Source organism: Pseudomonas sp. GD03875 (assembly GCF_029840585.1).
GTDB lineage: Bacteria > Pseudomonadota > Gammaproteobacteria > Pseudomonadales > Pseudomonadaceae > Aquipseudomonas > Aquipseudomonas paralcaligenes.
Genome location: NZ_JAOCCV010000013.1, coordinates 1 through 22,361 on the forward strand (window position 1 = coordinate 1; position 22,361 = coordinate 22,361).

Here is a 22,361-nt window from a genome sequence, read left to right on the forward strand (position 1 = left end):
GTTTCCTGGGGGCTGGCGTTGGCTTCGTGGGGCGGCAGGCGGCGGATGGCCTTCCACAGGTTCTCGCCCTGCCACTGGTGGCCGGTCTCGCTGTACAGCGCGCCGTTGAGGCCGTCCAGCGCCTCGGACAGCGGCTCGAAGCGGGCGGCCATGTCGGCGAGGGTTTCCGGCTGCTGGCGGGCCCAGGCGTCCAGGGCCTGGCGGGTGGCCTGGGGATCGTTGGCCTGGCAGGCGCGCCTGAGGTCATCGAGCAGGGTGCGCGGGCTCGGCCCGGTCTGGGCGGTCGGCAGGATGGCCGGCTGCCGGCGCGCGTGCCACCACAGGCCGAAGCCCAGCGCGGTGGTCAGGGCGAGCAGCAGGCAGGCCAGCTGCCAGGGCCACAGCGGCGCGGCCGGTTCGCCGTTGAGCGCGGGCTGGCCGCCCACCGGGGCTTCCACCTCCAGGCTGGGGTTGCTCGCCACTTCCAGGGTGCGGGCAGGCAGGCTGGCGGTTTCCAGGCTGTCTTTCTCGGTGTTCCACCACAGCAGGCGCACTTCCGGCAGGGTGATGCTGCCGCCCTGGCCGGGCACCAGGGCGGCGCTTTCCTCACGGCTGCCGATCAGGCCGTTGGCGCTGGTCTCGTTGCGCAGTTGCGGCTGGTCCGGATAGCGGCGCAGGCCGGGGCTGTCCGGCGCCGGCAGCGGCGGCAGCTGGGCGCTGGAGAGGCCTTCGGCGCGCAGCATGATGCTGCGGGTCAGCGAGTCGCCCACGCTGGGTTTGTCCGGCGCGGGATTCCAGGCCTCGGTGAGGTTGAGCGAGCGGGCCGGCAGCCAGGGCGCATCGGCGGGCCAGGAGGCCGGGCGCGGTTTCACCGTGATCGGAATCTGCGGCGACTTGACCCGGGTCAGCCGCCCCGGGCGCGGGCCGAAGGGGTTGTAGTCGCGGTCGCGGACGGCGGGTGTGGCGCTGAACACCTGGGAGGGGATGGTCAGCTCGCCGCTCTGCTGGGGGAAGATCGCGTAGCGCAGCTCGATCACCCCGTGGCGCACGCCGTTGACGTCGGTCTCGAAGGTGCGCGGTTCGCCCAGCTGCTCGACGCGGGCGTCGGCGATCTTCAGCGGGGTCAGGCTGCTGTCGTCGTACAGCGAGACCGAGTGGTAGATGCGCAGGGTCAGGATCACCTGGGCCTGCACGTAGACGCTTTCCTGGTCCAGGCTGGTGTCGATGAAGATGGGTGCCAGCTTGCCGTTGCCGCCGGTGTCGTCCTCGACCACCTGCAGGGTGATCGGCTGGCTCTCGGCGTCGCCCAGCTTGAGCGGTGGCACCACCACGTAGCCGGTCTGCTGGGGCAGCAGGGTGACGATCCAGCGGGTGCTGGAGCGGGTCTTGCCGGCCAGGGTGGAGAGGCGGTTCTCTTGGCGGGTGCTGACCACCTCGAACAGCTGCTTGAGGGGCGTCAGGTCGGGCATGCCGAACTGGGTGGCGTCCTCCGACTCCAGGATCAGGTCGACGGTCTCTCCTTCGTTCAGGCGCGCCCGGTCGACCGTGGCGGAAAACCCGGCGGCCCAGGCCTGGTTCAGGCCCAGCAGGCAGAGGAGGAGGGTGCAAAGCAGGCGTTTCATCGGGACTGTTCCTGGCGCTGCTGTTGTTCGTAGAGGAATTTGCGCCGCAGCAGTTCGCCCGGGTCGTCCGGAATCTGCCGCAGCCATTGTTCCAGCGCGTCGCGCTGCTCGCCATCCAGCGGCTGGGCGCTGGCGGCCTGGCCATCCTCGGACGGCTCCTGGTTCGTGTCCTGCTGGCCTTCCGCCGCTTGCTGGCCGTTCTGTTCCGACTGTTCCCGGGATTGCCCGGCATCGGCGTCCTGTGGCTGGGATTGCTCCGAAGGCTGTTGCTGCGGGTCGGCGGTGGAGCCCTGTTGCCGGTCGGACGGCGCCTTGTCTTCGGCGGGCTTTGGCTGGCCGCCCTGTTGCTCCTGGGGTTCCTGCGACTGTTCGCCCTGGTCCTGCGGCTGGGATTGCTGCTGTTCCTTCTGCTGGCGCAGCAGCTGTTCCACCAGCGCCCGGTTCTGTTGCGCCTGCTGCAGGTCCGGCTGGCGCTCCAGCGCCTGGTCGTAGGCGTCCAGCGCCGCTTCCAGTTCGTTGCCCTTGGCCAGGGCGTTGCCCCGGTTGTAGTGGGCAATGGCGCTGTCGGACTGGGCGAAGCGCTCGGCCGCGCCGGCGTAGTCGCCGGCCTGGTACAGGGCCTCGCCCTGCCACTGGCGGTCCGCGAAGCGTTCCGCCGCCGCCTTGGGCTGCTGCGCCTGCAGCAGACGCTGGCCCTGCTGGTCCGGGCGCAGCCAGAGGTCGTCCCAGCCCAGCGCGTAGCCCGGCTGCGGCAGCACGCACAGCAGCAACGGCAGGCAGAACAGCCAGCCGCGGCGGCCGGCGCAGGCGGCGATCAGCAGCAGCGGCAGGAGGAACCAGTGGCCCTGGTCGGCCCAGGCCTGCAGCAGCGTCGGTTCGGCGCCCTCGCGCAGGGTCTGCGGGCCTTCGAGCAGGCCGAGGCTGGCCAGGTCTTCGTCGTCCAGTCGCAGCTTGCGGTACTGGCCGCCCAGGTTATCGGCGAAGCGGCGCAGGCTGGCGCCGTTCATCCGTGGCACCAGGATGGCGCCGTCGGGACCCTTGAGGAAGCTGCCGTCGGCGCCACGAATCGGCGCGCCTTCGGCGGTGCCGATGCCGAGGATGGCCAGGCGCTCGCCACGGCTGCCGAGCGCCTGGCGGATGCCGTCACGCTCCTCCGGGCTCAGTTCGCTGCCGATCAGCAGCAGCCGGCCGCGACCCTGGGCGCCCTGTTCCAGCAGGTCCACGGCCTTGTCCACGGCCAGGTCGGCGCGTCGTCCCGGCTCGGGCATGATCGACGGCTTGACCGCCTCCAGCAGGTTGCGTGCGGTGGCCAGGTCGTCGGACAGCGGCACCAGGGTATGGGCGCTGCCGGCGTAGACGATGATCGCGGTCTGCGCGTCGTCGCGCGCCCGGAGCAGGTCGAGCAGTTTGCGCCGGGCCTGTTCCAGCCGGCTCGGCGGGGTGTCTTCGGCGAGCATCGCGGGGGTCAGTTCGAGCAGCACCACCAGCGGGTCGGCGCGTTTCTGGCTGGCCTGTTCCACCCGCTGCCAGCTGGGGCCGAGCAGGGCCAGCAGGCCCAGCAGCCAGGCCAGGCCGAGGGCGATCCACGGCAGGCGGTTGCTGCGCGTGCGGCCGCCGGACAGCAGCACGGCCTGGAACACGGGCGGCAGCAGCAGTTGCCAGCGTCCGCTGCGCCGCTCGCGGTGCCACAGCTGCCAGAGCAGCCAGCCGAGCAGCGGCAGGAGCAGCAGCCAGAACGGGCGCAGCCAGTGCGGCCAGAGCATGTCCATCAGGCGGCCCTGCCGAAGCGCGAGGCCAGCTTCTGCCAGTGGTGCGGCCACAGGTCGCGGACCACCAGTAGCAGGCTGATCAGCAGCGCCACGCCCAGCGGCCAGGCGTACAGGGCCAGGGCCGGGCGGGCGCGGGTGGGCAGCTGGGCGGCGGGCTCCAGCTTGTCCAGGGCGGCCTCGATGTCCCGCAGTTCTTCGCTGGTGCGGGCGCGGAAGTAGGTGCCGCCGGTCTGCTCGGCGATGTCGATCAGGGTCGCTTCGTCCAGGTCGACGCCCGGGTTCAGCCCGAGCATGCCGATCACCCCGCTCTGGCGCGGGTCCGCGCCGATGCCGATGGTGTAGATCTTGACCCGCTGCTCGGCGGCCAGGCGGGCGGCGGTGCGGGGTTCGATCTCGCCGCCGTTGTTGGCGCCATCGGTGATCAGCACCAGCACGCGGCTGTCGGCCGGGCGCTGGCGCAGGCGCTTGACGGCCAGGCCGATGGCGTCGCCGAGGGCGGTCTGTGGCCCGGCGATGTTGACCAGCGCCTCGTCCAGCCAGGTACGCACGGTGCGCCGGTCGAAGGTCAGCGGCGACTGCAGGTAGGCGCGGCTGCCGAACAGGATCAGGCCGATGCGGTCGCCGCGGCGGTCCTCGATGAAGTCGCCGAACAGCTTCTTCACCAGGGTCAGGCGGGAGATTTCCTCCCCGTCCCACTGCATGTCCGCGTGCTCCATGGAGCCGGAGACATCCACCGCCAGCAGCAGGTCGCGGCCGCTCGCCGGCAGCGGCAGCGGCTCGCCCACCCACTCAGGGCGGGCGGCGGCGGTGACCAGCAGCAGCCACAGCAGCACGAACGGCGCCTGCTGACGCCAGGCCGGCAGGTTGGCGCGGGCACGGCGGCCGCTGAGCCCTTCCAGCTCGCCGAGGAAGCTGACCCTGAGCGCGGCCTCGCCGCTGTCCGCCGGCGGCAGCAGGGCGCGCAGCAGCCACGGCAGTGGCGCGAGCAGGAAGATCCAGGGCCAGGCGAACTCAAACATGCTTGCGGATCCAGGTGTCGACGGCCTGGTTGAGGCCGTTGATGGCCTTGTCGTCGAGGCTGCAATGGCCGCGGTAGGTGCCTTCCACCAGCACCATCCAGCGGGTCAGGCCGGCGGCCGGGCAGCGGCTGTCGAGGAAGGCCAGCCAGGCGCGGCCGCTCAGCACGTGGCTGTTGTCCGCCGGGTAATGGGCGCGGGCCAGGCGCTTGAGCAGGGCATTGAGCTGCTGCAGCCAGGGGCCCGCGTGCTGGCCGTCGTAGGGGCGGGGCAGCCTGGCCAGCTCGGCCAGGGCGGCCTGGCGCAGCGGGTCGAGCGGCTGTTCCTGTGGCAGCGTCCGCTGGCGTCGCGGCAGGTAGCGGCGCAGGTACCACAGGCCCCAGAGCAGCAGCGGCAGCAGCACCATCAGCGCCCACCAGCCGGGCGCCAGCGGCCACCAGGACACCGGCGGCGGGGCGATGGTCGGCAGCAGCTGGTCGAGCGGGTTCATGCGCGCTTGCCCGCCTGGTGGCCGGTAAGGTGTTCGCGTAGCTGGTCCACCGGGTCCCGGGTGGTGCTCAGGGGCAGCAGGGGCACGGCGAGCTTCTGCGCCAGCCTTTGCCAGCGTGCCTGGCGCTGTTCCGCCTGGCCGGCGTAGGCCTGGCGCAGGTCGTCGCCACGGGTGTCCAGTTCGAGCAGGGCGCCGCGCTCGACGAAGCGCAGCAGGCCGGCGTTGGGCAGTTCGTGGTCGAGCGGGTCGGACACCGGCAGCAGCACCAGGTCGGTGTGCCGCGCCAGCAGGCCGAGCTGCTGCTCGGCGGCGTCGTTCAGGGCGCGTTCGTCGCACAGGATGATCACCAGGCTGCCCGGGCGCAGCACTTCCCGGGCGCGGCGCAGGGCGAGGCCGAAGCTGTCGCGCTCGCCGGTGGCCTCCGGGTGCAGGGCCTGGTTGGCGCGGGTCAGGCGGTTGAGCAGTTGCAGCAGGCTCTGTTTGCTGCGCCGCGGCTTGATCTCGTGATGCTCGGCGTCGCCGAACACCAGCCCGCCGATGCGGTCGTTGTGGGCCAGCGCCGCCCAGCCGAACAGGCTGGCGGCCTGGGCGGCGAGCACCGACTTGAATTGCAGCGCGGAGCCGAAGAACAGTCGCCGGCTCTGCTCGACCATGATGAAGATCGGCCGCTCGCGCTCCTCGTGGAACAGCTTGGTGTGCGGCTCCTGGGTGCGCGCGGTGACGCGCCAGTCGATGGTGCGCACGTCGTCGCCGGCCTGGTAGACGCGCACCTGGTCGAAGTCCACGCCGCGCCCGCGCAGCTTGGAGTGGTGCAGGCCGATCAGCGGGCTGCGCCGGGCCGGGGTGGAGAACAGCTGCACCTCGCGCACGCGATGGCGCATCTCGATCAGCTCGGCGAGGCTGACGCGGATGCCCGGTGGGGTCGGCTGGATGTGCATGGTCTAGCGGGCGGCCCGGATGAAGTCCGGGAGCGGGGCGCGTGCGGCTCGCGGCTGCATTCAGGCCACCGCCACCACGTCGAGTACACGCTGCACCACGCGATCCTGATCGATGCCGGCGGCCTCCGCCTCGAACGACAGGATGATGCGGTGGCGCAGTACGTCGAACAGCATGGCCTGGATGTCCTCGGGGCTGACGAAGTCGCGGCCGGCCAGCCAGGCATGGGCACGGGCGCAGCGGTCCAGGGCGATGGTGCCGCGTGGGCTGGCGCCGTAGGCGATCCACTCGGCCAGCTCGGCGTCATGCTTGGCCGGGGTACGGGTGGCCATCACCAGCTGGACCAGGTATTCCTCCACCGCGTCGGCCATGTACAGGCCGAGGATTTCCTGGCGGGCGGCGAAGATCGCCTGCTGGCTGACACGGTGCTCCGGCTTGGCCTCGCCGTGCAGCGCCTCGCCGCGCGCCTGGGCGAGGATCTTGCGCTCCACGCCGGCGTCCGGGAAGCCGATCTTCACGTGCATCAGGAAGCGGTCGAGCTGGGCCTCGGGCAGGGGATAGGTGCCTTCCTGCTCGATGGGGTTCTGGGTCGCCATAACCAGGAACAGCGGCGACAGATCGTAGGTGCTGCGGCCCACGCTGACCTGGCGCTCGGCCATGGCCTCGAGCAGTGCCGACTGCACCTTGGCCGGGGCGCGGTTGATCTCGTCGGCGAGCACCAGGTTGTGGAAGATCGGCCCCTGCTGGAACACGAAGCTGCCGGTTTCCGGGCGGTAGATCTCGGTGCCGGTGATATCGGCCGGCAGCAGGTCCGGGGTGAACTGGATGCGATGGAACTCGGCCTCGACGCCCTCGGCCAGTTCCTTGATGGCCTTGGTCTTGGCCAGGCCGGGAGCGCCTTCCACCAGCAGGTGGCCGTCGGCGAGCAGGGCGATCAGCAGGCGCTCGACGAGCTTGTCCTGGCCGAGGATCTGGGTGGCGAGAAATTGCCGCAGCGCGACAAGCGCCTCACGATGTTCCATCGAGAATCTTCCTGAAAAGGGACTGACGGGTAGCCGAACTCACCCCAACGGGGTGCTAACTCTACTGCATCGGAGCGGGGGCTTGCATGTTTCCGGGCGCGCTCTGCCGAACAGTTCCGGTTCGGCGCGGACCCTCTGCCTCGGCCCCGGGATGGCATCTGTTCCGGTCCGCGCCACCTGCGAGGCGATGAACGAATATGTCGCGCCGCCGCAATCCAGCGCGGTGGGGCTGTCGCTAGGCTATGCGTGACCTCGTGGTCGCCATGCGCCTGTCGAGTCCAGTCTTTCGCCTAGACTGCTTGGAACCCCGGCGCCGGTGCGCGCACAACCAACAACAAGTCCAGTGGAGCATTACCATGGCGTTCTTCACCGCGGCCAGCAAAGCCGACTTCCAGCACCAACTGCAAGCGGCCCTGGCGCAGCACGTCAGCGACAAGGCGCTGCCACAAGTGGCCCTGTTCGCCGAGCAGTTCTTCGGCATCGTCTCCCTCGACGAGCTGACCCAGCGTCGCCTCGGCGACCTGGCCGGCAGCACCCTGTCGTCCTGGCGCCTGCTGGAGCGCTTCGACCCCGCCAAGCCGGTGGTGCGGGTATACAACCCGGACTACGAGAAGCACGGTTGGCAATCGACCCACACAGCGGTGGAGGTGCTGCATGCGGACCTGCCGTTCCTGGTCGACTCGGTGCGCATGGAGCTGAACCGCCGCGGCTACAGCATCCACACCCTGCAGAACAGCGTGTTCAGCGTGAAGCGCAAGAAGAGCGGCGAGCTGCAGGAAATCCTGGCCAAGGGCAGCGCCGGCAAGGACGTGCAGCACGAAGCGCTGATGTACCTGGAGATCGACCGTTGCGCCAGCGCCAACGAGTTGCGCGCGCTGGAGAAGGCGATTCAGGAGGTACTTGAGGAAGTGCGCCTGGCGGTGGCCGACTTCGGCCCGATGAAGGCTAGGGCCGAGCAGCTGCTGGCCTGGTTGGACAAAGCCAAACTCAAGGTCGACGGCGCCGAGCTGGCTGAGGTGAAGACCTTCCTCGGCTGGCTGCTGGACAACCATTTCACTTTCCTCGGCTACGAGGAGTTCACCGTGGTCGAGGAGCAGGAGGGCGGGCATCTGGTGTACGACCCGGCGTCCCTGCTGGGCCTGTCCAAGCGCCTGCGCCCGGGCCTGACCAAGGAGGACGCGCACATCGAGGAGGAAGCGGTCGACTACCTGCGCCAACCGGTGCTGCTGTCCTTCGCCAAGGCTGCCACGCCGAGCCGCGTGCACCGGCCGGCCTACCCGGATTTCGTTTCCATCCGCGAGCTGGACGCCAAGGGCAAGGTGATCAAGGAGTGCCGCTTCATGGGCCTCTACACCTCCTCGGTCTACTCCCAGAGCGTCAGCCGCATTCCCTACATCCGCCGCAAGGTGGACGAGATCGCCGAACGCTCCGGCTTCGACCGCCAGGCCCACCTGGGCAAGGAACTGGAGCAGGTGCTGGAGGTGCTGCCGCGCGACGATCTGTTCCAGACCCCGGTGGACGAGCTGTTCAACACCGCCATCGCCATCGTGCAAATCCAGGAGCGCAACAAGCTGCGCCTGTTCCTGCGCCGCGACCCCTACGGCCGCTTCGCCTACTGCCTGGCCTACGTGCCGCGCGACGTGTACTCCACCGAGACGCGCCTGAAGATCCAGCAGATCCTCATGGACCGCCTGCAGGCCAGCGACTGCGAGTTCTGGACCTATTTCTCCGAGTCCGTGCTGGCGCGGGTGCAGTTCATCCTCAAGGTGGACCCGAAGAACCGCGTGCAGATCGACCCGGTGCGCCTGGAGAAGGAGGTCATCCAGGCCTGCCGTTCCTGGAAGGACGACTATGCCAGCCTGGTCGTTGAGAGCTTCGGCGAGGCCCAGGGCACCAGCGTGCTGGCCGACTTCCCGAAAGGCTTCCCGGCCGGCTACACCGAGCGCTTTGCCCCGCACTCGGCGGTGGTGGACATGCAGCACCTGCTCAGCCTGTCCGACAAGCGCCCGCTGGTGATGAGCTTCTACCAGCCGCTGACCCAGAGCGACCAGGAGCTGCACTGCAAGCTGTACCACGCCGACACGCCGCTGCCGCTGTCCGACGTGCTGCCGATCCTGGAGAACCTCGGCCTGCGCGTGCTGGGCGAGTTCCCCTACCGGTTGCGCCGCGCAGACGGCCGCGAGTTCTGGATTCACGACTTCGCCTTCACCACCGCCGGTGGCGTGAACGTCGACATCCAGGAGCTCAACGAGACCCTGCAGGAAGCCTTCGTGCGGATCGTAGAGGGCTTGGCGGAGAACGACGGCTTCAACCGCCTGGTGCTGACCGCCTCGATTCCCTGGCGCGACGTGGCGTTGCTGCGCGCCTACGCCCGCTACCTCAAGCAGATCCGCCTGGGCTTCGACCTCGGCTACATCGCGGCGACCCTGGTCAACCACGCCGACATCGCCAAGGAACTGGTGCGCCTGTTCAAGACCCGCTTCTACCTGGCGCGCAAGCTGTCCGCCGAGGACCTGGAAGACAAGCAGCAGAAGCTGGAGCAGGCCATCCTCGCCGCGCTGGACAACGTCGCCGTGCTCAACGAGGACCGCATCCTGCGGCGCTACCTGGACCTGATCAAGGCCACCCTGCGCACCAACTTCTACCAGCCGGGCGCCGACGGCCAGCCCAAGCACTACTTCAGCTTCAAGCTCAGCCCGCGACTGATCCCGGAAATCCCGCGGCCGGTGCCCAAGTTCGAGATATTCGTCTACAGCCCTCGGGTCGAGGGCGTGCACCTGCGCTTCGGCGACGTGGCGCGCGGCGGCCTGCGCTGGTCCGACCGCGAGGAGGACTTCCGTACCGAGGTGCTCGGCCTGGTCAAGGCGCAGCAGGTGAAGAACGCGGTGATCGTGCCCATGGGCGCCAAGGGCGGCTTCATCCCCCGGCGCCTGCCGGTCGGTGGTTCGCGCGACGATATCCAGGCCGAGGGCATCGCCTGCTACCGCATCTTCATCAGCGGCCTGCTGGACGTGACCGACAACCTCAGGGAAGGCAAGGTAGTGCCGCCGGAAGCCGTGGTGCGCCACGACCCGGACGACCCCTACCTGGTGGTCGCGGCGGACAAGGGCACCGCGACCTTCTCCGACATCGCCAACGGCATCGCCCAGGACTACGGCTTCTGGCTCGGCGACGCCTTCGCCTCGGGCGGTTCGGCGGGCTACGACCACAAGGGCATGGGCATCACCGCCAAGGGCGGCTGGGTCTCGGTGCAGCGCCACTTCCGCGAGCGCGGCGTCGACGTGCAGCGGGACCTGACCACGGTGATCGGCATCGGCGACATGGCCGGCGACGTGTTCGGCAACGGCCTGCTGCTGTCGGACAAACTGCAGATGGTCGCCGCCTTCAACCATATGCACATCTTCGTCGACCCCAACCCGGATGCGGCTCGGAGCTTCGTCGAGCGCCAGCGCCTGTTCGCCCTGCCGCGCTCGTCCTGGGCCGACTACGACGCCAAATTGATCTCCGAGGGCGGCGGCATCTTCCTGCGCAGCGCCAAGAGCATCGCCATCTCCCCGCAGATGAAGGAGCGCTTCGACATCGCCGCCGACAAGTTGGCGCCCACCGAGCTGATCAACGCGCTGCTCAAGGCGCCGGTGGACCTGATCTGGAACGGCGGCATCGGCACCTACGTGAAGTCGAGCAGGGAGACCCACGCCGACGTCGGCGACAAGGCCAACGATGGCCTGCGGGTCAACGGCAACGAACTGCGCGCCAAGGTGGTGGGCGAGGGCGGCAACCTGGGCATGACCCAGCTCGGCCGCGTCGAATACGGCCTCAACGGCGGTGCCAGCAACACCGACTTCATCGACAACGCCGGCGGCGTGGACTGCTCCGACCACGAGGTCAACATCAAGATCCTGCTCGGCGAGATCGTCGCCGCCGGCGACATGACTGGCAAGCAGCGCAACAAGCTGCTGGCCGACATGACCGACGACGTCGGCAAGCTGGTGCTCGGTAACAACTACAAGCAGACCCAGGCCCTGTCCCTGGCCGAGCGCCGCGCCCGCGAGCGGCTGGCCGAGTACAAGCGCCTGATGGCGGCGCTGGAGGCGGCTGGCAAGCTGGACCGGGCGCTGGAATTCCTGCCCTCCGACGACGAACTCAACGAGCGCGCCGCCAACGGTCGCGGCCTGACCCGGCCGGAGCTGTCGGTGCTGATCTCCTACAGCAAGATCGACCTCAAGGAGGCGCTGCTCAAGTCCCTGGTGCCGGACGACGACTACCTGGCCCGCGAGATGGAGACCGCCTTCCCGGCGCGCCTGACCCAGAAGTTCGGCGAGGCCATGCGCCGCCACCGCCTCAAGCGCGAGATCGTCAGCACGCAGATCGCCAACGATCTGGTCAACCACATGGGCATCACCTTCGTGCAGCGCCTGAAGGAGTCCACCGGCATGAGCGCGGCCAACGTCGCCGGCGCCTACGTCATCGTCCGTGACGTGTTCCGCCTGCCGCACTGGTGGCAGCAGATCGAGGCGCTGGACTACAAGGTGCCGGCCGAGCTGCAGCTGTCGCTGATGGACGAGCTGATGCGCCTGGGCCGCCGCGCCACCCGCTGGTTCCTGCGCAGCCGCCGCGAGGACCTGGACGCCGCCCGCGATGTCGGCCACTTCGCGCCGCGCGTGGCCGAACTGGCCGGGCGCCTGGACGAGCTGCTCGAGGGGCCGGCCCGCGAGCAGTGGCTGGCGCGCTACCAGGGCTTCGTCGAGGCTGGCGCGCCGGAGGAGCTGGCCCGCGTGGTGGCCGGCACCACCCACCTCTATACCCTGCTGCCGATCATCGAGGCTGCCGACGTCACCGGCCAGGACGCCAGCGAGGTAGCCACCGCCTACTTCGCCGTGGGCGGGGCGCTGGAGCTGTCCTGGTACCTGCAGCAGATCACCAACCTGCCGGTGGAGAACAACTGGCAGGCCCTGGCCCGCGAGGCGTTCCGCGACGACCTGGACTGGCAGCAGCGGGCCATCACCATCGCCGTGCTGCAGATGGCCGACGGTCCCAAGGACATCGAGGAACGGGTCGGCTACTGGCTGGAACAGCACCGGACTCTGGTACAGCGCTGGCTGGCCATGCTGGCCGAGCTGCGCGCCGCCACCGGCACCGACTACGCCATGTACGCGGTGGCCAACCGGGAGCTGATGGACCTGGCGCAGAGCGACAAGCAGGGCGTGTGCATCCCCTGACGCTCGGCTGACGCGGAAACGAAAAATCCGACGCCCGAAGATTCGGGCGTCGGATTTGGCTTTCTACCGGGTGGAAGGTGGGTTGGCCGTCAGCGCTGGGCCACCAGGTCTTCCAGGTGCGCGATCATGTCGTCGGGCTTGCCGACCAGCACGTCGCTTTCCAGCGCGTCGAGCACCACCTCGGCGGTGTTGCCGATCAGCGCGCCGGAGAGGCCGGTGCGGGCCACGGTGCCGATGATCGTCACCACCGCGCCGAGCTTGCTGGCGGTGTGCGGGATCAGCACGTCGGCCGGGCCTTCCTCGAGGTGCAGGCGGTCGTCGCTGATGTCGTACTCCTCCTGGAAGGCCTTGCACTGGGCACGGTAGCGCGCCTCGATGGTTTCCCGCAGCTGGAAGGTCGGGTCGGCGGCGGACAGCATGGGGGAGGGGTGCGCACTGATCACGTGCAGGGTGCCGTTGGCCAGCTTGGCGATGTCGTAGCCATTGCTGATGATGCCGGAGTGCAGGGTGCGGTGCTCGGCGTCGCCGTTGCCCACGTCCACCGCGGCGAGGATGATGCCGCCGGTCCAGGGGCGGTCGGTCTTGACCATCAGCACCGGGCTCGGGCAGTAGCGCAGCAGCTTCCAGTCCTCGGGGGTGATCAGCGCCTTCTTCAGCGGGTTGTCGGGCACGTGCTGCTTGATCACCAGGCCGCAGCCCTCGACCTGCTGGGCCGCGATGATGGTCTGGTAATAGCCTTCGTGCCAGGCCTGCTGGGTGGTGACGCTATAGCCTTCCTGCTGCAGGGTCGCCAGATGCTCGGCGAGATAGGCGCCGTGATCGCCCTTCTTGTCGCAGACCAGCAGGTGGAGATGCGACTGGGTCACACCAGCGATCAGCTTGGCGCGCTTGAGCGCCAGCTCCTCCGGATGTTGCGGGTTCATCACCACCAGAATGCTGCGTATGGCTTGCATGAGCGTTTCCCTGTGCAATGAGTCTTGGAATGCTGCCCACTATAGAGGTGGGCGGTGGTGGTGGCGTTGACCTGTATCACTGCCCGGCTGGTCCCGCGCACCCCGATCCGTATAATGGCCCGCCCCGCCGTCCCTGCCAACACCGATCCCCTGGACCCGTCGCCCGTGAACCTGCCCGAAATCCATCAATTCCTCGCCTGTCCCACGCCGGATGCCTGGGTGCAGGCGGCGCTGGCCGATCAGGAAACGCTGCTGATCGACCACAAGAACAACGAGTTCAAGGCGGCGTCCACGGCGATGGCGCTGATCGCCAAGTACAACCAAGCGCTCGATCTGGTCAACTTCATGTCGCGCCTGGCCCGCGAGGAACTGGTGCACCACGAGCAGGTGCTGCGCATCATGAAGAAGCGACGCATCGAGCCGCGCCCGGTCTCGGCCGCGCGCTATGCCTCGGGTTTGCGCACGCTGGTGCGCAACCACGAACCGCAGAAGCTGGTCGACACCCTGGTGGTCGGCGCCTTCATCGAGGCGCGCAGCTGCGAGCGCTTCGAGGCACTGGTGCCGCATCTGGACGAGGAACTGGGCAAGTTCTACGGCGGCCTGCTCAAGTCCGAATCGCGGCACTTCCAGGGCTACCTGAAGCTGGCCTACCAGTACGGCGAGGAAGCGGATGTGGAGCGGGTGGTCGAGCGGATGCGCGAGGCCGAGCGCGAGCTGATCGAGTCGCCGGACGAGGAGTTCCGCTTCCATAGCGGCGTACCGCACTCCTGATCGCTCAGGCTGGCGCGCATAAAAAAGCCGGACTCAAGGTCCGGCTTTTTCGTATTCGAGAAAGTGCTCAGGCGGCGACGAAGCTGGCCGAGTACGCCAGGGTGCTGCTCTGTACCTCGCCCAGCGTGTCGCGCACCACCTGCTTGGCCAAGCAGGCGCACTTGCCGCACTGGGTGCCCACGCCGAGGCTCTCGCGGACTTCACGGTAGCTGCAGCAACCTTCGTAGATGGCTTCGCGGATTTGGCCGTCGGTGACGCCCTGGCAGAGGCAAACGTACATGGCAGGCTCTTGAAACAGGTTCGATGCGACGGATACTAATGTTAATGAGAATGCTTGTCAAAGCGTGACGGAATATCTTCCTGTCTGAGTGTGTTTCCGAAAACGTCGGCATGTTTCAGTCAAAAAAACGCCGCATGGCTGCGGCGTTTTCTATGGGCGGGTGGCGAGGCTGGAGCTAGTGGTCGAACTCGTCCCAGCCGCCCATTTCCTTCCAGCGGTTGACGATGCCGCAGAACAGCTCGGCGGTCTTCTCGGTGTCGTAGCGCGCGGAATGCGCTTCCTTGCCGTCGAACTCGATGCCGGCGGCCTGGCAGGCCTTGGCCAGTACGGTCTGGCCATAGGCGAGACCGGCCAGAGTGGCCGTGTCGAAGCTGGAGAAGGGATGGAAGGGGTTGCGCTTGAGATCGCAGCGGGCCACGGCGGCGTTGAGGAAGCCGAGGTCGAAGCTGCTGTTGTGGCCGACCAGGATGGCGCGCTTGCAGCCATTGGCCTTGATCGACTTGCGCAGGCCCCGGAATATCTCGGTGAGCGCGTGCTCCTCGCTCACCGCCATGCGCAGCGGGTGATCGAGCTTGATGCCGGTGAACTCCAGCGCCGCCGGCTCGATGTTGGCGCCCTCGAAGGGCTCGATGCGGAAGAAATGGGTGTGGTCCGGGTAGAGGAAGCCGCCTTCGTCCATGGCGACGGTGGTGGCGGCGATCTCCAGCAGCGCGTCGGTGGCGGCGTTGAAGCCGCCGGTCTCCACGTCCACCACCACCGGCAGGTAGCCGCGGAAGCGAGCAGCCATCGGGTGGCGCGGGCCGGACGGCAGGCTGCCGTCGAGTTCGTCGTCGAAATTGTCTTCGCTCACGCTTGGTCCTCCAGCAGGCGCCATTGCAGCTTCTCGCCGGCGCGTAGCGGAATCACCCGGTTCTCGCCCAGCGGCAGCTCGCTCGGGCCGGTCCATTCCTCGCGCACCAGGGTGATGCGGTCGGTGTTGCGCGGCAGGCCGTAGAAGTCCGGGCCATGCAGGCTGGCGAAGCCTTCCAGCTTGTCCAGCGCACTGCGCTGCTCGAAGGCCTCGGCATACAGCTCGATGGCGGCGTGCGCGGTGTAGCAGCCGGCGCAGCCGCAGGCGGCTTCCTTGGCGTGCTGGGCGTGCGGCGCCGAGTCGGTGCCGAGAAAGAACTTCGGGTTGCCGCTGGTGGCGGCGTCCAGCAGGGCTTCCTGGTGGGTGTTGCGCTTGAGGATCGGCAGGCAATAGAAGTGCGGACGGATGCCGCCAACCAGCATGTGGTTGCGGTTGTACAGCAGGTGGTGGGCGGTGATGGTGGCGCCGACGTTGGCCGGCGCGGCCTTGACGAACTGTGCCGCGTCGCTGGTGGTGATGTGCTCGAACACCACCTTCAGCGTCGGGAAGCGCTCGACCACCCGGACCAGATGCTCATCGATGAAGCGCTTCTCGCGGTCGAACACGTCCACATCGGCGCGGGTCACTTCGCCGTGCACCAGCAGCGGCAGGCCGACCTCGGCCATGGCTTCCAGCACCGGGAAGATGTTGTCGATGCTGGTGACGCCGGAATCGGAGTTGGTGGTGGCGCCGGCCGGATAGAGCTTGGCGGCGTGCACGAAGCCGCTGGCCTTGGCGGCGCGCACGTCTTCGGCGGAAGTCTTGTCGGTGAGGTAGAGCACCATCAGCGGTTCGAAGCGGCTGCCGGCCGGGCGGGCGGCCAGGATGCGCTCGCGATAGGCATCGGCCTCGGCGGCGTTGCGCACCGGCGGCACAAGGTTGGGCATGATGATGGCGCGGGCGAAGGTCCGCGCGACATCGCGGACGGTATGCTGCAGGACGGCACCATCGCGCAGATGGATGTGCCAGTCGTCTGGGCGCAGCAGGGTAATGCGGTCGGACATGGGGATTCCCGGCAGGTAAAACGTGGGTGAATGCTACCAGTTTTGCTGCTTCCACGACCTATCAAGTTTCCGGCGCCGCTGCCGATACGGGCTATGAAAGCCGTATCTCCCCACGGAGCCGATCTTGCGCCAGCCCAGCCTCCTCCTGCTCAGCCTGTTTGCCAGCCTGCCCTGGTGCATGCCGGCCGCGGCCATCACGTTCCAGACGCGCATGGAGAAAGTGGAGTGGCAGGTCGAGGGTGACCAGTTCGAATGCCGCCTGAGCCAGCCGATCGCCGATTTCGGCAGTGGCGAGTTCGTCCGCCGCGCCGGCGAACAGGCGACGTTCCGCCTCAAGGCCCGCGAGCGCTGGATGGGCGCCGGCTCGGCGACGCTGCTGGCCGCCGCCGCGCCGTGGCAGCCGGGCAGGGGGGACATCAACCTCGGTACGCTGAGCGTCGGCAGCGGCGAGGTACCGTTCAACAGCAGCCAGGAGCAGGCCGGGCGCCTGCTCATCGGATTGATGGAAGGGCGCAGCCCACTGGTGCGCCACCGCACCCTGCAGGGCGGCGACAGCCTGGAAGTCCGGTTGCTGCCGGTCAAGTTCAACCAGGCCTACAACGACTACCTCAAGTGCACGGTCGGCCTGCTGCCGGTCAACTTCGACCAGATCCGCCAGACCCAGCTCGGCTTTCCCGGCGGTACCACCCTGGAGCCACTGGCCCAGGCCAAGCTCGACATCATCCTGGATTTCATGAAGGCCGACCCGAGCGTCAACCGCATCCAGCTCGACGGCCATGCCGACAACTCCGGCAACCGCCTGACCAATCGCGACGCCTCGCGCCGCCGCGCCGTGGCGGTGGAGGAATACCTCAGGGCCCACGGCGTCCCGGCCGAGCAGATCATCGTCCGCTTCCACGGCGAGCGTTACCCGCTGGTGAAGAACAACAGCGCGGCCAACCGGGCGAAGAACCGCAGGGTCACCATGACCCTGTCCCGCGAGCCGGTTATTGAACCGGCCCCCGAGGCCCAGTCGCCGGCCGCTCCCGCCCCGACGGAGCCGGCACCCGCCGCCGAAACGTCGGGTCCGTCCTCCGCATCCTGAAGTCGCCTGGGCAAATAAATCTGTCGCTTTGTCGCTAGTGTCTGTCGCGCCCCTGTAAATCATTCCGCACGGCCGGTAGAATCCCCGGTTTTCCGTACAACCCCCTGGAGTTGATTGGCATGGCGGACGTCAAAAAGGTAGTTCTGGCCTATTCCGGTGGCCTGGACACCTCGGTGATCCTCAAGTGGCTGCAAGACACCTATAACTGCGAAGTGGTGACCTTCACCGCCGACCTCGGCCAGGGCGAGGAGGTCGAGCCGGCCCGCGCCAAGGCTCAGGCCATGGGCGTCAAGGAAATCTACATCGATGACCTGCGCGAAGAATTCGTCCGCGACTTCGTGTACCCGATGTTCCGCGCCAACACCGTATACGAGGGCGAGTACCTGCTGGGTACCTCTATTGCCCGTCCGCTGATCGCCAAGCGCCTGATCGAGATCGCCAACGAGACCGGCGCCGACGCCATCTCCCATGGCGCCACCGGCAAGGGCAACGACCAGGTGCGCTTCGAGCTGGGCGCCTACGCGCTGAAGCCGGGCGTCAAGGTGATCGCGCCCTGGCGCGAGTGGGACCTGCTGTCCCGCGAGAAGCTGATGGACTACGCCGAGAAGCACGGCATCCCGATCGAGCGCCACGGCAAGAAGAAGTCGCCGTACTCCATGGATGCCAACCTGCTGCACATCTCCTACGAGGGCGGCGTGCTGGAAGACACCTGGACCGAGCACGAAGAAGACATGTGGAAGTGGAGCGTCTCCCCGGAGAACGCCCCGGACACCCCGACCTACATCGAGCTGACCTACCGCAAGGGCGACATCGTCGCCATCGACGGCAAGGAGCTGACCCCGGCGCAGGTGCTCACCGAACTCAACCGCCTGGGCGGCGCCAACGGCATCGGTCGCCTCGACATCGTCGAGAACCGCTACGTCGGCATGAAGTCCCGCGGCTGCTACGAGACCCCCGGCGGTACCATCATGCTCAAGGCCCACCGTGCCATCGAGTCGATCACCCTGGATCGCGAAGTGGCCCACCTGAAAGACGAGCTGATGCCCAAGTACGCCAGCCTGATCTACACCGGCTACTGGTGGAGCCCGGAGCGCCTGATGCTGCAGCAGATGATCGACGCCTCCCAGGCCGACGTGAACGGCGTGGTGCGTCTGAAACTGTACAAGGGCAACGTCATCGTGGTCGGCCGCAAGTCCGACGACTCGTTGTTCGACGCCAACATCGCGACCTTCGAGGAAGATGGCGGCGCCTACAACCAGGCGGACGCGGCGGGCTTCATCAAGCTCAACGCCCTGCGCATGCGCATCGCCGCCGGCAAGGGCCGCAAGCTGTTCTGATAAGCTGAACGCACCGAGCCAGACGAACCCCGGCCACGAGCCGGGGTTCTGTTTTTATAAGCCCGCACACGGGCAACGATGAGGAAAAACCGATGAGACTGCTGCATACCATGCTGCGCGTGGGCGACATGGACCGTTCCATCGCCTTCTACACCGAGGTACTGGGCATGACCCTGCTGCGTCGCAAGGAGTACCCGGACGGCCAGTTCACCCTGGCCTTCGTCGGCTACGGCAACGAAGCCGAGAACAGCGTGATCGAGCTGACCTACAACTGGGGCGTGGACCAGTACGAACTGGGCACCGCCTACGGCCACATCGCCCTGGAAGTGGAAGACGTCTACAAGGCTTGCGAGGACATCCGTTCCCGTGGCGGCAAGATCACCCGCGAGCCGGGCCCGATGAAGCACGGCACCAGCATCCTGGCCTTCGTCGAAGACCCGGACGGCTACAAGATCGAACTGCTGTCGCCCAAGCGCAACGACTGACGCACAGTCCCGCAAGGTGCGCATGGCGCACCCTACGGTTTTCATCGCGCGGAGATCACTCCTCGATGGCGCCCATGGCGGTGGTGTTGAAGCCGCCGTCGACGTAGAGGATTTCGCCGCTGATGCCCGAGGCCAGGTCGGAGCAGAGGAAGGCGCCGGCGTTGCCGACTTCCTCGATGGTCACGTTGCGGCGCAGCGGGGTCTGTTTCTCGTTGGCGGCGAGCATCTTGCGGAAGCTCTTGATGCCGCTGGCCGCCAGGGTACGGATCGGGCCGGCGGAGATGGCGTTGACGCGGGTGCCTTCCGGGCCGAGGCTGCCGGCCAGGTAGCGCACGCCGGCCTCCAGGCTGGCCTTGGCCATACCCATCACGTTGTAGTTGGGCATGGTGCGCTCGGCGCCCAGGTAGGAGAGGGTGAGGATGCTGCCGTTGCGGCCCTGCATCAGCTCGCGGCCGGCCTTGGCCAGGGCCACCAGGCTGTAGGCGCTGATGTCGTGGGCGATCTTGAAGCCTTCGCGGGTGGTGACTTCGGTGAAGTCGCCGTCCAGCTGGTCGCCCGGGGCGAAGCCGACGGAGTGGACGATGCAGTCCAGGCCGTCCCATTGCTTGCCCAGTGCTTCGAAGACCTTGGCGATCTCCTCGTCGCTGGCAACATCGCAGGGGAAGCACAGCTCGGGGTTGGAGCCCCAGCCGGCGGCGAACTCTTCGACGCGGCCCTTGAGCTTGTCGTTCTGGTAGGTGAAGGCGAGCTCGGCGCCCTCGCGGTGCATGGCGGCGGCGATGCCCGAGGCGATCGACAGTTTGCTGGCCACGCCAACGATCAGTACGCGCTTACCGGCGAGAAAACCCATGTGCGTTATTCCTCTTTCAGTGAGTCGGCGGTCGCCGGAGCCATGAACGCGGCTTCCAGCAACTGCCGGGTATAGGGGTGCTGCGGCGTGGCGAACACCTGCTCGGCCGGCCCCTGTTCAACCACCTTGCCCTGTTTCACCACCATCAGCTGGTGGCTCAGGGCCCTGACCACCGCCAGGTCGTGGCTGATGAACAGGTACGTCAGGTTGTACTTGGCCTGCAGCGAGCGCAGGAGTTCCACCACCTGGCGCTGCACCGTGCGGTCGAGCGCCGAGGTGGGCTCGTCCAGCAGGATCAGCGCCGGCTTCAGCACCAGTGCCCGGGCAATGGCGATCCGCTGCCGTTGCCCGCCGGAAAACTCATGGGGGTAGCGGTGCCGGGTATCCGGGTCCAGTCCCACCTCCTTGAGCGCGTCGATGACGGCCTGTTCCTGCTCCTCTTCGCTGCCCATGCCGTGGATGCGCAGGCCCTCGCCGACGATCTGGCCCACGCTCATGCGCGGGCTGAGACTGCCGAAGGGGTCCTGGAAGACCACTTGCATCTGCCGCCGCAGCGGCCTCACGGCCTTCTGCGACAGCCCGTCCAGCGCCTGGCCCTGGAAGCGGATGGCGCCTTGGCTGCCGAGCAGCCGCAGGATCGCCATGCCGAGGGTGGACTTGCCGGAACCGCTCTCGCCGACGATGCCCAGGGTCTGGCCCTGGGGCAGGCCGAAGTCGATTCCGTCCACCGCCTTCACATGGTCGACCGTGCGTCGCAGCACGCCCTTCTTGATCGGGAACCACACGCGCAGGTCGTCCACTTCCAGCAGCGGCGCGCCGGCGGGGTTGGCCGCCGGTTCGCCGCTGGGCTCGGCGCCGAGCAGTTCCCGGGTATAGGGATGCTGCGGAGCGCGGAACAATTCGTCACACGACGCCTGTTCGACGATGCGACCGCGCTGCATGACACATACGCGGTGGGCGATTCTTCGCACCAGGTTGAGATCGTGGGTGATCAGCAGCATGGACATGCCCAGGCGCGCCTGCAGGTCCTTGAGCAGGTCGAGGATCTTCAGCTGCACGGTGACGTCCAGCGCCGTGGTCGGTTCGTCGGCGATCAGCAGCTCCGGCTCGTTGGCAAGGGCCATGGCGATCATCACCCGCTGGCGCTGGCCGCCGGACAGCTCGTGGGGGTAGGCCTTGAGGCGCTTGGCCGGTTCGGGGATGCCGACCAGTTCCAGCAGCTCGATGATCCGCGCGCGCGCCGGCTCGCCGCTCAGGCCCTTGTGCCAGGCGAGGATTTCGCCGATCTGCTTGCCGATGCTGTGCAGCGGGTTGAGCGAGGTCATCGGCTCCTGGAACACCATGGCGATGTGGTTGCCGCGGATGCCGCGCAGCTTCTCCGGCGGCAGCTTGAGCAGGTCCTGCTCGCCGTAGCGGATGCTGCCGGCCGGATGGCGGGCCAGCGGGTAGGGCAGCAGGCGCAGGATGGAGTGGGCGGTGACCGACTTGCCGGAGCCGCTCTCGCCGACCAGGGCCAGGGTCTCGCCGCGGCGGATGTCGAAGCTGACGCCTTCGATCACCCGCTGGGCCTTGTCGCCGGATACAAACTCGACGGCCAGGTCGCGTACTTCGATGAGGTTGTTCGGATCGGTCATCTCATTTCCTCGGGTCGAAGGCATCGCGGGCGGCTTCGCCGATGAACACCAGCAGGCTGAGCATCAGGGCCAGCACGGCGAACGCGCTGATGCCGAGCCACGGCGCCTGCAGGTTGGCCTTGCCCTGGGCCACCAGCTCGCCCAGCGAGGGTTCGCCGGCCGGCAGGCCGAAGCCGAGGAAGTCCAGCGAGGTCAGGGTGCCGATGGCGCCGGTGAGGATGAAGGGCATGAAGGTCATGGTCGAGACCATGGCGTTGGGCAGGATGTGGTGGAACATGATGCCGCCGTTGCCCATACCCAGGGCGCGGGCCGCGCGCACGTACTCCAGGTTGCGGCCGCGGAGGAACTCGGCGCGCACCACATCAACCAGGCTCATCCACGAGAACAGCAGCATGATGCCCAGCAGCCACCAGAAGTTGGGCTGCACGAAGCTGGCCAGGATGATCAGCAGGTAGAGCACCGGCAGGCCCGACCAGACTTCCAGGAAGCGCTGCCCGGCCAGGTCGACCCAGCCGCCGTAGTAGCCCTGCAGGGCGCCGGCCAGCACGCCGATGAGCGCGCTGGCCAGGGTCAGCGCCAGGGCGAACAGCACCGACACGCGGAAGCCGTAGATCACCCGCGCGAGCACGTCGCGGCCCTGGTCGTCGGTGCCCAGCCAGTTCTGCGCCGAGGGCGGCGCGGGGGCCGGCACCTGCAGTTCGTAGTTGATGCTGGAGTAGCTGAACGGGATCGGCGGCCAGACCATCCAGCCGTCCTTCGCCGCGATCAGTTCCTGGATGTAGGGGCTCTTGTAGTTGGCTTGCAGCGGGAACTCGCCGCCGAAGGCGGTCTCCGGGTAGCGCTTGAGCACCGGGAAGTACCACTCGCCGTCGTAGCGCACGGCCAGCGGTTTGTCGTTGGCGATCAGCTCCGCGCCCAGGCTGAGCACGAACAGGACGAGGAACAGCCAGAGCGACCACCAGCCGCGCTTGTGGGCCTTGAACAGGGCGAAGCGGCGTCGATTGAGGGGAGAGAGCTTCAT

The 22,361-nt window shown here is 67.9% G+C and carries 18 protein-coding genes; 5 read left to right on the top strand and 13 right to left on the bottom strand.

Features of this window, described 5'->3' with window-relative positions:
- The 6 genes from N5D30_RS13265 to N5D30_RS13290 all read right to left on the bottom strand — a co-directional run.
- The coding region (locus N5D30_RS13265; protein ID WP_279909367.1) for a BatD family protein at nt 1-1,601 on the bottom strand (1,601 nt) is incomplete at its 3' end.
- Nucleotides 1,598-3,370 (bottom strand): VWA domain-containing protein, encoded by a 1,773-nt coding sequence (locus N5D30_RS13270; RefSeq protein ID WP_279909368.1) that lies wholly within the window; start codon nt 3,368-3,370, stop codon nt 1,598-1,600. The genes N5D30_RS13270 and N5D30_RS13265, both read right to left, overlap by 4 nt.
- The gene (locus N5D30_RS13275) at nt 3,370-4,389 is read right to left on the bottom strand and encodes a VWA domain-containing protein (protein WP_279909369.1); all 1,020 of its coding nucleotides are present in this window, start codon (nt 4,387-4,389) and stop codon (nt 3,370-3,372) included. Before N5D30_RS13275 ends, N5D30_RS13270 begins: the two co-directional genes overlap by 1 nt.
- Nucleotides 4,382-4,876 carry a DUF4381 domain-containing protein gene (locus N5D30_RS13280; RefSeq protein ID WP_279909370.1) on the bottom strand — a complete coding sequence of 165 codons (495 nt, stop codon included), beginning with the start codon at nt 4,874-4,876 and terminating at the stop codon, nt 4,382-4,384. The genes N5D30_RS13275 and N5D30_RS13280 overlap by 8 nt, the downstream gene beginning before the upstream one ends.
- Nucleotides 4,873-5,814 carry a DUF58 domain-containing protein gene (locus N5D30_RS13285; protein WP_279909371.1) on the bottom strand — a complete coding sequence of 314 codons (942 nt, stop codon included), beginning with the start codon at nt 5,812-5,814 and terminating at the stop codon, nt 4,873-4,875. The genes N5D30_RS13280 and N5D30_RS13285 overlap by 4 nt, the downstream gene beginning before the upstream one ends.
- 60 nt (nt 5,815-5,874) lie before the next feature.
- Nucleotides 5,875-6,834: a MoxR family ATPase gene (locus N5D30_RS13290; RefSeq protein ID WP_220815727.1), complete on the bottom strand. Its 960-nt coding sequence runs from the start codon at nt 6,832-6,834 to the stop codon at nt 5,875-5,877.
- A gap of 356 nt (nt 6,835-7,190) precedes the next feature.
- On the opposite strand from N5D30_RS13290, the gene N5D30_RS13295 reads away from it, so the two are divergent.
- Nucleotides 7,191-12,053, top strand: a complete 4,863-nt coding sequence (locus N5D30_RS13295) for an NAD-glutamate dehydrogenase (protein WP_279909372.1) — start codon at nt 7,191-7,193, stop codon at nt 12,051-12,053.
- Between the two features lie 89 nt (nt 12,054-12,142).
- Here N5D30_RS13295 and N5D30_RS13300 read toward each other — a convergent pair whose 3' ends face one another.
- Nucleotides 12,143-13,006 carry a universal stress protein gene (locus N5D30_RS13300; protein WP_220815729.1) on the bottom strand — a complete coding sequence of 288 codons (864 nt, stop codon included), beginning with the start codon at nt 13,004-13,006 and terminating at the stop codon, nt 12,143-12,145.
- 165 nt (nt 13,007-13,171) lie between these two features.
- Between N5D30_RS13300 and miaE the strand changes: the two genes are divergently transcribed.
- Complete coding sequence (gene miaE, locus N5D30_RS13305; protein ID WP_279909373.1) at nt 13,172-13,777, top strand: tRNA isopentenyl-2-thiomethyl-A-37 hydroxylase MiaE; 606 nt, start codon at nt 13,172-13,174, stop codon at nt 13,775-13,777.
- A 67-nt stretch (nt 13,778-13,844) separates the two neighbouring features.
- On the opposite strand, the gene N5D30_RS13310 is transcribed toward miaE, so the two are convergent.
- From N5D30_RS13310 to pyrC, 3 genes are all read right to left on the bottom strand, one after another.
- Nucleotides 13,845-14,057 (bottom strand): bacterioferritin-associated ferredoxin, encoded by a 213-nt coding sequence (locus N5D30_RS13310; RefSeq protein ID WP_220815731.1) that lies wholly within the window; start codon nt 14,055-14,057, stop codon nt 13,845-13,847.
- A 175-nt stretch (nt 14,058-14,232) separates the two neighbouring features.
- On the bottom strand, nt 14,233-14,907 hold the full coding sequence (gene rnt, locus N5D30_RS13315) for a ribonuclease T (RefSeq protein ID WP_279909374.1): 675 nt from the start codon (nt 14,905-14,907) through the stop codon (nt 14,233-14,235).
- A complete protein-coding gene (pyrC, locus tag N5D30_RS13320; protein WP_279909375.1) occupies nt 14,904-15,950 on the bottom strand; it encodes a dihydroorotase in 1,047 nt (348 codons plus the stop codon). Before pyrC ends, rnt begins: the two co-directional genes overlap by 4 nt.
- A gap of 178 nt (nt 15,951-16,128) precedes the next feature.
- Between pyrC and N5D30_RS13325 the strand changes: the two genes are divergently transcribed.
- The 3 genes from N5D30_RS13325 (at nt 16,129) to gloA (ending at nt 18,856) form a co-directional block, all read left to right on the top strand.
- Nucleotides 16,129-17,034 carry an OmpA family protein gene (locus N5D30_RS13325; protein ID WP_279909478.1) on the top strand — a complete coding sequence of 302 codons (906 nt, stop codon included), beginning with the start codon at nt 16,129-16,131 and terminating at the stop codon, nt 17,032-17,034.
- Between the two features lie 119 nt (nt 17,035-17,153).
- Nucleotides 17,154-18,371 (top strand): argininosuccinate synthase, encoded by a 1,218-nt coding sequence (locus tag N5D30_RS13330; RefSeq protein WP_220815734.1) that lies wholly within the window; start codon nt 17,154-17,156, stop codon nt 18,369-18,371.
- Between the two features lie 92 nt (nt 18,372-18,463).
- Nucleotides 18,464-18,856, top strand: a complete 393-nt coding sequence (gloA, locus tag N5D30_RS13335) for a lactoylglutathione lyase (RefSeq protein ID WP_279909376.1) — start codon at nt 18,464-18,466, stop codon at nt 18,854-18,856.
- A gap of 55 nt (nt 18,857-18,911) precedes the next feature.
- Here the strand turns inward: gloA and fabI are convergent, their stop codons facing one another.
- Genes fabI through N5D30_RS13350 form a run of 3 tightly spaced genes read right to left on the bottom strand, consistent with a single transcriptional unit; the run spans nt 18,912 to nt 22,361 of the window.
- Nucleotides 18,912-19,706 (bottom strand): enoyl-ACP reductase FabI, encoded by a 795-nt coding sequence (gene fabI, locus N5D30_RS13340; RefSeq protein WP_220815737.1) that lies wholly within the window; start codon nt 19,704-19,706, stop codon nt 18,912-18,914.
- Nucleotides 19,707-19,711: 5 nt separating this feature from the next.
- The gene (locus tag N5D30_RS13345) at nt 19,712-21,340 is read right to left on the bottom strand and encodes an ABC transporter ATP-binding protein (protein WP_279909377.1); all 1,629 of its coding nucleotides are present in this window, start codon (nt 21,338-21,340) and stop codon (nt 19,712-19,714) included.
- A gap of 1 nt (nt 21,341) precedes the next feature.
- A complete protein-coding gene (locus N5D30_RS13350) occupies nt 21,342-22,361 on the bottom strand; it encodes an ABC transporter permease (protein ID WP_279902012.1) in 1,020 nt (339 codons plus the stop codon).